This window comes from Paeniglutamicibacter selenitireducens, from assembly GCF_051550675.1.
In the GTDB taxonomy this organism is placed as follows: Bacteria; Actinomycetota; Actinomycetes; order Actinomycetales; family Micrococcaceae; genus Paeniglutamicibacter.
In genome coordinates this window covers 72,036-84,526 of record NZ_JBPULF010000002.1, presented here as the reverse complement: position 1 = coordinate 84,526, position 12,491 = coordinate 72,036, and the positions used below count along the sequence as shown (strand labels likewise).

At 65.4% G+C, this 12,491-nt stretch carries 8 protein-coding genes; 4 read left to right on the top strand and 4 right to left on the bottom strand.

Annotation, left to right across the window (positions count from 1 at the left end; all coding sequences use genetic code 11):
• Positions 1–35 precede the first annotated feature (35 nt).
• On the bottom strand, positions 36–887 hold the full coding sequence (locus ACSYDW_RS03875; RefSeq protein WP_438337394.1) for a fumarylacetoacetate hydrolase family protein: 852 nt from the start codon (positions 885–887) through the stop codon (positions 36–38).
• Between the two features lie 142 nt (positions 888–1,029).
• Here ACSYDW_RS03875 and ACSYDW_RS03870 point away from each other — a divergent pair, with 142 nt between their 5' ends.
• Positions 1,030–1,452, top strand: coding sequence for a RidA family protein (locus tag ACSYDW_RS03870; RefSeq protein WP_438337393.1), 423 nt, complete (start codon positions 1,030–1,032; stop codon positions 1,450–1,452).
• A gap of 91 nt (positions 1,453–1,543) precedes the next feature.
• Here the strand turns inward: ACSYDW_RS03870 and ACSYDW_RS03865 are convergent, their stop codons facing one another.
• Positions 1,544–2,425, bottom strand: coding sequence for a PaaX family transcriptional regulator (locus ACSYDW_RS03865; protein ID WP_438337392.1), 882 nt, complete (start codon positions 2,423–2,425; stop codon positions 1,544–1,546).
• A gap of 142 nt (positions 2,426–2,567) precedes the next feature.
• On the opposite strand from ACSYDW_RS03865, the gene ACSYDW_RS03860 reads away from it, so the two are divergent.
• Positions 2,568–3,584 carry a D-2-hydroxyacid dehydrogenase gene (locus ACSYDW_RS03860; protein WP_438337391.1) on the top strand — a complete coding sequence of 339 codons (1,017 nt, stop codon included), beginning with the start codon at positions 2,568–2,570 and terminating at the stop codon, positions 3,582–3,584.
• A 23-nt stretch (positions 3,585–3,607) separates the two neighbouring features.
• Here ACSYDW_RS03860 and ACSYDW_RS03855 read toward each other — a convergent pair whose 3' ends face one another.
• Positions 3,608–3,841 carry a PLD nuclease N-terminal domain-containing protein gene (locus tag ACSYDW_RS03855; RefSeq protein ID WP_438337390.1) on the bottom strand — a complete coding sequence of 78 codons (234 nt, stop codon included), beginning with the start codon at positions 3,839–3,841 and terminating at the stop codon, positions 3,608–3,610.
• A gap of 82 nt (positions 3,842–3,923) precedes the next feature.
• On the bottom strand, positions 3,924–4,310 hold the full coding sequence (locus ACSYDW_RS03850; RefSeq protein ID WP_438337937.1) for an RNA-binding S4 domain-containing protein: 387 nt from the start codon (positions 4,308–4,310) through the stop codon (positions 3,924–3,926).
• Positions 4,311–4,604: 294 nt separating this feature from the next.
• On the opposite strand from ACSYDW_RS03850, the gene ACSYDW_RS03845 reads away from it, so the two are divergent.
• The gene (locus ACSYDW_RS03845) at positions 4,605–5,555 is read left to right on the top strand and encodes a helix-turn-helix domain-containing protein (RefSeq protein WP_438337389.1); all 951 of its coding nucleotides are present in this window, start codon (positions 4,605–4,607) and stop codon (positions 5,553–5,555) included.
• 393 nt (positions 5,556–5,948) lie between these two features.
• A complete protein-coding gene (locus tag ACSYDW_RS03840; protein ID WP_438337388.1) occupies positions 5,949–12,353 on the top strand; it encodes a DUF5979 domain-containing protein in 6,405 nt (2,134 codons plus the stop codon).
• The last annotated feature ends 138 nt before the right edge of the window (positions 12,354–12,491 follow it).

The following is a 12,491-nucleotide window of genomic DNA, read 5'->3' as shown; positions in this document are numbered from 1 at the left end:
TTCTCTCCTGCGGGTTGGTGCGGATGGGGGGTGGTTCAGACGGTGGATGCGACGCGCGCGCGGTAGGTGTTGGACAGCGTGCCGATGCCGGGGATCTCGGTGCGCAGCTGGTCCCCGTCGGCGAGGAAGCGCGGCGGGACCATGCCCATGCCGACCCCGCCGGGGGTGCCGGTGAGGACCACGTCGCCCGGGCGCAGCACGGTGAAGGTGGAGATGTAGGAGAGCAGCGCGGCCGGGGAGAAGACAAGGGTCCGGGTGTTTCCGCGCTGGACCTCCTCGCCGTTGAGCGTGCAGATGACCTCAAGCCCGGCGTCCGGGTCGAGTTCGTCGGGGGTCACGACGACTGGGCCCAGGGGGGTGGTGCCGTCGAAGGCCTTGCCCTGGAACCACTGCAGCGTGCGCCGCTGCCAGTCCCGCATGGAAATGTCGTTGGCGACGGTGTAGCCGGCGATGGCCGCGGCGGCTTCCTTCTCGTCGGCGTTGCTGAGCACCGAGCCGACGACGACGGCGAGTTCGGCCTCCCAGTCGACGTTCTCCGAGGGGCCGCCGGGGATCTCGGCGTCGGGGTCGGTGAGCGTGTCGGCGAACTTGGCGAAAAGGGTCGGGTACTGCGGCAGTTCGCGGCCCATCTCCAGGATGTGGTCGGAGTAGTTCAGGCCGCAGCAGATGACTTTGCGGGGATTCGGCACGGGGTTCAGGACGGTGGCTGCCTCGCGGGTGACCACGTCCTCGGCACGGTGGCCTTTCAGGGTGTCGCCGGCCTGCGTTTTCCAGTCGGTGCGGCCCAGCAGGGCGCTGAGGTCGTCCGCGGGGAGGGGCAGGTAGCCGCCTTCGACCTCGAGGGCCGCTGTGGTGCGGCCGCCGTGGCGAATTGTCGCGAGTTTCATCGATGTTCCTTCTCTGTCCGCCGATTTGCCTTGTGTCGACTTTTTGACTGCCGTCACGTATCGTCAATGTAACACGCGTCACTCGTGTGGCGCTAGGGCGGATTCGCCGCGAAAACCATCAGAGTTCACGAAGGAGCGAGAAATGACCGAGACAACGGTTCACGAAAACCTCACGATCAATCCCGGTTCGTTGCCAAAGCCCTCCGGATACGCGCACGGGATGCTGGCGGGGGACACGGTGTACCTCGGCGGCCAGACGGCGTTGGATGCGAACATGCAGATTGTCCCGGGCGGCATCGTCGAGCAGTTCAAGCAGGCGTTCTCGAACGTCCTGACCACACTGGGGGAGGCCGGTGGACGTCCCGAGGACCTCGTGTCGGTGACGATCTACCTCACCGACGTCGAGGACTACATGGCCAACGGCCGCGAGATCGGCCGCCTCTGGCGTGAAATGGCGGGGTCGAAGTACCCGGCGATGGCCGGCATCGGTGTCAGCCGTCTGTGGCAGAAGGAAGCGCTCATCGAGATCCAGGGCGTTGCCGTCATCCAGGACCGGGAAAGCTAGAGGGAAAATGAAGGTGCCGTGCGGCGGCCCAGTGAATCGGTGATTCGCCGGGTCGGTCGCACGGCACCTTTTTCGTGCCGGCGCAGAGTCGTCAGGCGCGGGCCAGGTCGTCGTCGATCACCCGGGTCGCGTGCCGCTCGGCACGGGCGGCCAGCAGGGTGTGCAGTTCCTGGAAGAGCTCCTCGGCGCGCAGGGCATTCCAGTTTTCCGGAAGGAACTCCGTGGGCAGTCCCGGGTCGAGGTAGGGCAGCTTGCGCCACTGGGTGATGAGCACCAGATAGTCGGCGAAGGCCCGTGCATCCGTCTCGCTGCCGGGAACCAGCTCGTCCTGGCGCTTCCAGGCCGCGAGGAGCCCCTCGTTGTTCTCCAGGAAGTCCGAATACAGTGCGTCGAGTGCGGGCAGGTCCCACCACAGGGCCACGTTCTCACGCAGGTCATCCCCGCCGACATGTTCGGCAACGAAGAACTCGAGGTAGTCGCCCAGTCCGCGGCGTTCGAAGTACGCGAGCACCTCGTTGCGCAGGTGCCCGGGCGCGATCCACAGCCCCGGGGTCACGGAGCCGAAGCCCATGCGGACCAGGGACGAGCGGATCTTGTGCCGGATGTTGCGCTGGGATTCCGGGACGGTGAAGGTTGCCAGCAGCCAGCGGTCCTGCGCGCCGGCCCGCCGGGGGTGGAAGATGCGTTCGTCGCCCTCGATGAACGTCTCGATGACAGAGGGGGCCAGGGCATAGCCGCTTCGGTTGTTCACCTGGACGCTGTCGATGATGCCGCGCTTCTTCAGCCGCGAAATGGAGGAGCGGGTCCCGGCGGATTCCACTCCGATGTCCCTCATCAGGGAGATGATTGCAGCGACCTGCAGGGCCCCGCCATGCCGGCGGGCATAGAGCCCGAAGAGCGAGACGATGAGTTGGTGGTGCCGGGGCACCGGTGCCTCGGCCGGTGCCTTCGGCTCTCCTGCGGGGGATGTCATGCGCCCACCTTATCCAACGGGCAACGGTATTCTTGGCGATGCAACTGCTTTTTGCACGTGTCGTACTTGTGACGACCGGCCGAAAAGCGAATTGAAGGCTCTGCTTCCTCAGGACGGCGGTGCCTCGCCGAGAAGGGGGAACATGCGCCCGCAACTGCTGATCTGTTCATACGTGCAGGAAGACTTGGTGGACAGGCTGGTCCGCGAGGTCCCCGAGGTCCAGGTCGTGTACCGCCCGGACCTGCTGCCGGTGCCGCACTTCGACTGCGACCACTGGGGCAGCGTCAGGGACCTTTCGCCCGAACAGGTCGATGAATGGCGGACACTGCTTTCAACGGCCCGCATCGCCTTGGACTTCGACTGGCTCGAACCTGAAAAATGGCGTGAGAACAGCCCCAACCTCCGGTGGGTCCAGGCGACGCAGGCCGGCGTCGGCGCACGGGCCGAGTCCTACGGGCACGGTTCCGGCGAGGTGGGGATCACCACGGCGGCCGGAGTCCATGCGAAGCCGTTGGCCGAATTCGCGTTGGCGGGACTGCTGTACCTCGTGCGCCGGCTTCCGGAACTTGAACAGCACAAGCAGCGGGGCGAATGGACAACAGGGGGATCAAGGACGCTTTCGGGGCAGAGGGCACTCGTGGTGGGTGCCGGAAGCATCGGCAGGGAGATTGCGGCTACCCTCGCATTCATGGGCGTCCGCTGCGACGGAACCACCCGCAGTGGAAAGCAGTTGGGCGAACCGTTCGGGCGTTCCGTGCCGCTCGAGGAGTGCGACCTGGGCGGCTACGACATCGTCGTGCTGGCCTGCCCGCTGACAAGCGAAACGCGCGGGCTCTTCACAAGGGAACGGGTATTCGCCATGAAGCCCGGCGCCTACTTGGTCAACGTGGCCCGCGGCCCGGTCATCGACCAGGATGCCCTGATCGAGGCACTGGAAACGGGGCATCTGGGCGGCGCCGTCCTGGACGTTGCGGACCCGGAACCGCTGCCGGCCGGACACCCCTTGTGGAAGGCGCCGAACCTGGTCCTGTCACCGCACACCGCGGCCAACGTCTCGGCCGAGAATTCCCGAATCATCGACCTGTTCATCGGAAACCTGCGTCGGCACCTGGCCGGCGAGCGACTCGTGAACCTGTACGACCCGGAGCGTGGATACTGATCGTTCGGACCGGGCCGTGAGACCTACTTCTTGGGCTTGAGTGGCGTCCGGCCGAAGACCAGGTAGGCGGCAGGCCCGACAAAGTTCACGAAGGAAGCCACCGCCCAGAAACCCTTGGAACCCCGGACATGGTCCGACGGGCGCTTCACCAGGTCCCGCAGGGCAACAAACTGGATGGCCAGCTGCGTCACGGCCAGGATGGCGATCCGCCAGCGCGCAACCACGGAGAGGTCGTTCCAACGTTTCTTCTGGGCCATTGCTTCTCCTCAAGTACGGATTGCCGGTGCACCCCCATGCATGGCGCGCGAAGGTTCCTGGTCACCATCGTAGCCTTTGGGGCTAGTGGAAATTCTCCCGGAGCCGGTCCATCTCGCGGCGGTCCTTTTTCGTGGGGCGGCCGGCTCCCCGGTCCCGAACCGGGACCTGGGGGATGAATTCCTTGGGTCTCACCGGAGTGTGGTCGATGTAGCAGCGGGCGGCGATATCCGCGCCGACCCTCTTGGCGATGACCGCCGTCACCTCGAGAATCCTGTCGAAACCAGACTGCCTGACCCGGACGGTGTCGCCCGGCACCACGATCTGGGCGGCCTTTGCCGGTTTGTCATTCAGGCGCACGTGACCGGCACGGCAGGCGGCTGTGGCAGCCGACCGGGTCTTGTAGACACGGATCGACCACAGCCACGCATCGATTCTTACGGCATTGGATTCCTGCTTCACACTGGCCAGTTTAGCGACAACACGCCGAGCGGACCCATGGCCTTCCGGGCGTTCGTGTTTTCCATGCCGCCTCGGCCGGGAGCCGGCGATTCAGGGGGTTCTGGATCCTTGAACACCTGATCAACACTCGTTTCTGATTCGAATGAAGTAATCTCGTGATAAGTACGCCCGATTGCCGAACCATTCCCTTGGGGGGAACTTCCCGGATTTTCGACAGGATCACGTGGTCGACCGCAGTCCGGTGCAGCACCTTCCGAGCGAAGCGGACTGCCCGGCGGGCCATGCGAAAACGGAAGGGATCTCGTGACCGAAAAACGCTCATTGCTGTCCACCGTGGCCGAAACGTTTGCCCGGGAGGTGCATCTGACGCCCGGGCCCGGCTTGCGCAGCCTCCAGGGCCAGTGGGTCGTCCACCCCGGTTCCCCGACCTTCAGTTCGAAATTGATGGTGTGGAAACACGAACACCTGGTCATTACCCGGGTGCTCGGGGACGCAGCACGACTTGAGCGAGACGAAGAACAGATCCGCGACGAGCTGAGCGGATTCGTCGACATCACGATCCTGGTGAGCGGAAGCCTGAAGTGTTTCCAACGCGATCGGGAAATCACTGTGACGGCGGGTCTTGTCCTCGCCCTGGCCTGCGACGAACCATACGTTGCCCATTCCACGGATGGGACGGAGAGCTTTACCTACTATGTCTCGCGTGCGTTCCTTGCCTCCCGGGGAGTGGATTCGAAGTCCTTGGCCGCTGTCTCATGGGATCTTCCCCCGGTTTCAAAGGCACTGCACTACGTGTCGCTGTGGGCGCTCAGCGCCAACGCCAGCGATATCCCGCACGACAAGGGAGCCATCGAACGGGCCATGTTGGAGCTGGTCTTGGACGTGGTCGCCGGCTTCAACAAGGGATTCGTTCTGGGAAACGCCACTGCCGCCCAGAGTCGCGAGCAGGCCTTGGCCGCCATCGAAGCCCGGTACAAGGAACCCGACTTCGACGTAGAGGTGCTCGCGGCCGAGATCAACCTGAGCAAGCGCCAGCTGTACAGGTTGTTCGAGGGCAGGGACATGACCATCGCCAAGTTCATTCGTTCCAAACGGCTGGATCACGCGGAATTGCTCATGGGAACGTCACCGCATTTAACGGTTCAGGAAATCGGCAAGCTCTCGGGGTTCGCGAGTACCGCCCAATTCTCGAGGGCATTCAAGGAACGGAACGGAGCCACGCCTTCGGAAACCCGGAAGGGCATTTCGGACTGACGCCGGAGCAGCCGGTACCCGGACCCGGGATATGGGGAATCCGCGCCGGTTCGAACGGCATGCTTCGGCGCATGTACCTCCCGCCCCGGCTCGCGATGGTCCCGTTGCCGACTGCCGGCAGAGTGCCGACGCCGACCAAGCGCCATCCCCGTTCCAGTGGCCCCGCATGTGCCGATTCGTGACGGGTTCACCTCGATGCAGTGCCATAGATGCGTTCGCCCGACGGCTCCGTCGCACGTCAACCCTAGGATGGTAATCAATTCACTCTGGGACCGATGGGCCCCGTTGTGTCCTCTTCGGGCAACGCAACGGAGCCATTCACAATGCACATTCATGAGGGGACGGATACGGGGAATGAAGCGCACGGGGTTTGGAAAGGTGGCCCACATACTTGTGGCAACCGCTCTAGTCATGACGGGGGCGGGAGTCCTGCCGGCATCCGCCCAGTCGATCGCGGACGAGTCTCCGGCCACCGCGGAGGCTTCGCCCTCAAGCGAACCGGCGGAGGAAACCCCGGCGGAAGAAACACCCGCGAGCGAAGCCCCTGCTTCGGGAACCGAAGAAGCCCCCGCGAGCGAAAGCCCGGCGCCGAGCACGGAAAAGGGTTCCCAGCCTTCCGCGGAACCAACGACAGAGGCCTCCGAAACCCCTCAGCCCTCCCCGAAAAAGCAGGCGAAAAGTGTCGCGCCGAACGCCGACGAATTGCCGCCATCGAAGATCCTTGTCACAAAGAACAACAACCTCAACGGCAACCCGGTCCAGCCCGGTGATACTTTCACCTACACGTTGACGATCACCTGCTCGTCGCTGACCACCGACTGCGTCGGAGCAACGCTCGTCGATGTGCTGCCCGAGGAATTCGACGTCACGATGCTCCCGAAGTCGACGAACGACTACGACGTGATCTACGACGAGGCCACCAGGGAACTGCGGGTGGTCTTCAAGAAGCCACTGCAAAACCCTGCGGGAACCACGGGCCTGACGGCCGGGTCCACGGTGACGATCGAGGTCGGCATGCGCCTGCCCGATGACACCGACGAAACGGACGGGACGATCGTCCCGAACCACGTGACCGGAACCTCGGACAACACCGAGGACTCCACCGACGATTCCAACGTCGAGATCGACATCCCCGCCGTGGTCAAGCCCGTGGCAACCAAGGACTGGCCAGGCAGCGCCGTGGCCGGCATGGACGAGAAGAGCACTATCACCCTCGGCGTCAGCAACGGGTCCTCGAACACCGCCGAGGTCGACGAACTCGTGCTGAGCGAAACCGACGAGGACGTGTTCAACTACTTCAACTTCGACGGAGCCACCGTCACTTCCTTCCCCGAAGGGGCCGACACCGCGGTGTTCCGGGTGCAGTTGGCCGACGGCACGTGGGTTGAGGCAAACACCCTCACCGGCCCGGGCGACCTGGTGCTTCCTCCCGGGGTCGACCCCGAGGACGTCGTCGGCGTCGAGACGACCTTCAGCGATTCCTCCGGTGCGGTCCTGCCGTCGTCCAAGACCGCCGGCACCGTGGAAATCGACGTTGTCGCTCGCAACTTCGAGCGCGAAGGCGGCGCGGAAATCCTTCCGGACAAGACCATCACCGTGAACAACTGCGTGCAGGTCGCTGCGGGGGACAAGACCCAGGGTGAAGTCGCCGGCAAGGATGCCTGCGACGACTACTCGATCTTCCCGAACACGCTGATCCTGGATGCGCAAAAGAAGTTCTACGCGGACTCCAACGGAAACTTCCAGACGGACAACGGCGAGCATGCAGTCATCGGCCAGGATTCCGGGGTGTCGATCGGCCTTTCGGTCACGAACGCCTCCGACTTCCCGGTCAAGGAGATTGTCATCTACGAGCCGGGCGACCCGGCGAGCGGTCCCAGCGAGTTCGACAAGTTCGACGCCTCGAAGTTCAAGGTCACCTACCCGGAGGGCGCCACGTCCGGAACCGTCGTGGCCACCATGTCCGACGGGACCACCCGGACCTTCGACGTTGTCGACGGCGAGGTCGTCGACCTTCCCTCCGATCCGCGGGTCGAGAGCCTGAAGCTGACGTTCACCGGCGTTGACGCCGACGGCAACCCGTCAATCGCACCCGGAGCCACGGCAGGGTTCGACATCCACGGAAACCTCAACGACAAGGCCAACGAGGATGACCTCAGCGGCGGCTCCAGCCCGCAGATCCAGAACTGCGCGCACTTCACCGGAGACGCCGGACGCACCAACGGCACCGGAACGGCCGCCAACGATGCCTGCCAGAGCCTCGAGCTGGAGGGCGTCGACGGGCAGGGCACCGGCTCCAAGGACGTAGGCCAGATCTCGGTTCCCGAAGGCCAGCCGATTCCGTTCAACCTGAACTTCACCAACAACGGCAACGTCCCGCTCAACGGCGTCACGATCACGGACCCGCGTTTCGAGGCCGACGGCACCCCGATGGACCCGAACCCGTTCGACCAGCTGCGCATCACCTCCGCCAGCGTCTCGGGCGTCACCGACGGTGCCGTCATTGAACTGTTCATCCCGGGGACACCGGTCCCCGGGACCTGGGTTCCCTACGAGGGTGCATCTGCAGGTGAGCTGGAAGCCGCCCGCGGCATCCGCGCCACCCTGCCCGGCGCCCTCCTGCCGACCCAGGGCTTCAATCTCCACCTCGTGACCGAGAGGCGCGAGGGCGTCGAGGACGGCGTGGAGATCCTCAACTGCTTCGACGCCGTGGGCACAGACCCGGACGCCGGACAGGTCCCCGTCAGCAACAAGTGCTCACCGGCCATCACCACCGGTCCGGTGGACGGCGGCGCGGGCATGGACAAGGTCATCGAACCGAAGCTCCTGCCCGAATTCATCCCGGGCATGGAAGACCCCACCGCCTCGGTCAAGCTGATGATCAGCAACGAGGGCAACCTCTCCGCCAAGCGCCTGGTCGTGGAGGACCACGACGAGGACTTCTTCAACGCCTTCGACTTCAACGGCTTCACCGGGCTGAAGTTCCCCGTGGGTGCCGACCGGGTGCAGATCGACGCCTACGCCGGCGGCGCCTGGGTCACCGGAAACCCGGCCACCGTGGCGGAACTGCCGGCGGGCGTGGCAAACGACCAGGTCCGCGGCATCCGCGCGACCTTCAGCTCGACGAACACGGCTAACAACGGCTTCGTCCTTACTCCGTGCGGTTCCCTGGAGGACGGCCAGACCGGGGGCAACTGCCACGGCGAGGTGGTCTTCTCCGTCAAGCTCCTGCCCGAGCTGCGGGTCCCCGATGCGGGGGGAAGCTCCACCGTGGGCGTCCATGAGAACACGCTCGAAGGCGGCTACCAGACGATCGTCCAGGGCCCCGACGGCATCGAGGAGATCCCGCCCACCACCGAAGACGTGGAAGTGGTTCCGGGTGAGTCGTCGCTGAACGTCCAGAAGACCCCGGACAGCACCGTTTCCCCGGGCCAGACGGCACCGTTCGTGCTGAAGGTGACGAACACCGGCGATACGAACCTCGAACATGTCGAGGTCGTGGACCGGCTCGACGAGCACATGCAGCTCAACGAGCAGTTCTCCGGTGACGGCATCGCGGGGCACCCCTACAAGCTGACCTTCGGCAACCTTCCCGACGGTGCCGCCGGGCCGCCGCAGCCGGAGTATTCCGTGCAGCGCGACGGCGACGGCAAGGTCACCGAAATCACCTGGGACTTCGGCGATGACTGGGTGCTGCCGCCCAACGCATGGGTGGCCCTGGAGATCGAGGTCAAGCTGGCCCCCGGCGTTGTGGCCGGCGAGGTCGTCCCCAACACCGTCGGCTCCACCGTCGACAACGAGGACTTCACCTGCACGGACCCGACAGGCCTGAACCCGGGCACCAGCGAGGAATGGGATGGCGAGCAGTACTGCACCGATTCCGCCGAGCTGAAGACCTCTGCCGGCGCCGCCTTCGATTCACGCAAGTGGGTCGCCGGCAACCCCGACCTGGGTTGGTACAACACCGTGACCGGGAAACCCGTCCCGGTGGGTGACGCGACGTGCCCGAGGACCACCGACGCGCAGGGCGTTGCGTACACCGAGTACCCCTGCATCGCCCTGGTGAATCCGGGCGACAACTACAAGTACATGTTGCGCGTCGTCAACGCCGGCACCGAGCCGGCCAAGCAGATGCGCCTCATCGACCAGTTGCCCGTCGAGGGTGACACCGGCGTGTACCTGGACGAGGACCGCGGCACCGAGTGGAACAACCGACCGGTCCTAGCCTCGGAGCCGCGACTGACCTACAAGTCGGTTGGCGGCACCTCCAGCGGCACGCTCACCAACCTCTACACCGACGAGCCAAGCTACGACACGGTGTGCACCAAGGACCTTGACATGGCCCCGGGTGCCGAGCAATGCGCCCCTGGCGATTGGGACGACTCGTTCTCCGCGCAGGTGACTGCCGCGCAGTTCAGGATCGCGTTCGAGGAGGCGATGCTTCCCGGCGACACGGTGCAGGTCAACTTCGAGATGAAGGCCCCGCTGACGGTGCGCGTCGTCAATTCGCCGACGATCGCCTGGAACTCCTTCGCGCACGCGGAAACCACCGAGCGGTCCGACGGCACCGAGCACGTGATGACCCCGAGCGAACCCATCAAGGTCGGTGTGGGCCTTTCCTACGGCAACCTCGAACTGAAGAAGTCAATCGGTGAGAACCCCGGGAACCTCCCGCTGGCGGAGAAGGACTTCCAGTTCCAGGTCACCTGCACCATCATGCCGGTGGGGGCAAGCGGACCCACCACGGTGCTCGACGAGGTCTTTGACGTCTCGGCTTCTTCCCCGGAGCACATCGAGGGCCTTCCGGCCGGCGCCAGCTGTGAGATCTACGAGGTCGATTCCGCCGGGGGCACCAGCTCCGCGACCCAGGACGACCCGGTGGTCGTGGTGATCGAATCCAGCCTCGGCGAGGATGGCGACGACGAGCCGGTCTACCAGACGGCAACCATCACCAACGACTTCCCGCTCTCCGGACTGGCCATCGGGAAGAAGGTCGACGGCGACGCCGCGGACTTCGCGCCGACCGACTTCGAAGTCTCGGTGACCTGCACCTTCGACGGCCAGCCGCTGCCGGACTTCACTGGCAAGACGGTGACCGTCACCGCCGGCGAGCGGACAAGCGTCACGGGCATCCCCGTGGGCGCCTCATGCGTGGTCAGTGAAACCGACTCGCACGGTGCCACCGGCATCACCTGGGACCCGGCGGGCGAGAGCGCGAACACCTCGGCACCGCTCGTCATCGGAAAGGACACGGAGGTCGACGTCTCTGTGACAAACACCTTCAACGGCGGAACCCTCTCAATCCGCAAGGGCACCGTCGGAAGCGGCGCCGACGAGGAATTCGCCACAGGGCCATTCGAGTTCCAGCTGGTCTGCACCTACGAAGGCAAGCAGCTGGACCTGGGCGACGACGCAACCATCTCCCTGGGAGGCGACGCCTCCGCCGAGGACCTGGGCTCCTACGTGGTCGGCCCGCTGCCTGCCGGGACCGAATGCACCGTGACCGAGACGGACAACGGCGGCGCCGACGGCACACCCGACCCCGTGACCGTGACAATCGTCGAGGGCGAGCACACGGTGGCCGGCTTCGTCGGCCAGGACGCCAACGTGTTCTCTTCCGGTACCGTGTCGCTGACCAAGGACCTTGCCGGTGCGGCAGCCGGGGAAGACTGGGCCACCGACGCGCGGTTCAAGGTGCGGGTGACCTGCCAGGTCCAGCTGCAGGACGGCGGATCCGACCCCGTGCTTGCGGATATCTACTCGAAGGTCGTGACCATCAAGGGAGGGGAGAGCATCACGCTCAGCGAACCCGACCTCGACGGCAACGAGGTACCTGTCGAGCTTCCCGTGGGGGCCCACTGCTTCGGCGAGGAAATCGTCACCGGCGGTGCCACGGGCCACAGCGTGGACTTCGACAGCTACGGGAACGCAGTGGTCGTCACGGCGCAGGAGGACCCGGATACCGTCCAGGAACTCACGATCAGCGCCACGAACACCTTCGAGTACGGTGCCCTGAACGTGTCGAAGGTCGTTGACGGCGCCGCCGCCGGATACATCGGGGACCGCGAGTTCACCGTGGAACTGACCTGCTCCCTGCCCAACGGCACGGATACACCCACCACGCTGGAACCGCGCACCCTGACGATCTCCGGCGGGGAAACCGTGACGGTGGACAAGCTCCCGGTCGGAGCCGAGTGTTTCGCCACGGAGACCGAAACCGGCGGGGCCGACGACGTCGAGGTTTCCCACGACGACGCCTCCGACCCGGCCATTGTCACCGCCGACGCGGAAACGCCGGTGGAGATCACGGCCGTCAACACCTTCGACGCCGGGCAGCTGACGGTCAAGAAGACCGTCGTGGACGGGGACGCCGGTCCGTACGAGTTCTCACTGACCTGCACCACGGACTTCGGCCCGGTGGAGCTCGACGGGGACGACGCCAACTTCAGCCTCCAGGATGGAGAGGAAAAGGTGGTGTCGGTTCCGGCCGGCGCGGAATGCGAGGTCGAGGAGTTGGACAGCAAGGGCGCGGAAGTCTCCTTCGTGGAGGCCGACGGCAGCGACGACGGCCAGGCCACGGTGGACGGCGACGTATGGATCGAGGTTGTGAACACCTTCGACAAGCCGGTGGAGCCGGGCGACGGCGACGAGGACGGCAACGGCAACGGCAACGGCAATGAGGACGGGAGCGGTGACGGGTTGGCCAGCACCGGTTTCCAAGCCCTCGGGTTGGCCGTCGCCGGGTTGCTGGCACTCGGTGCCGGCATCTTCCTGGTGCGCCGCCGCCGCACCAGCTAGGAGCGGCATCCCGCCGGGCAGAGGTCCGGCGTACGGCGGAGGCCGGGTCCATTTCCACGGAAACGGGCCCGGCCTCCGCCGTGCCGTGTTGAGACGGGGTCGCCGATTGCCCCCACGGGGTGGTCCTGTGCAGGCAGT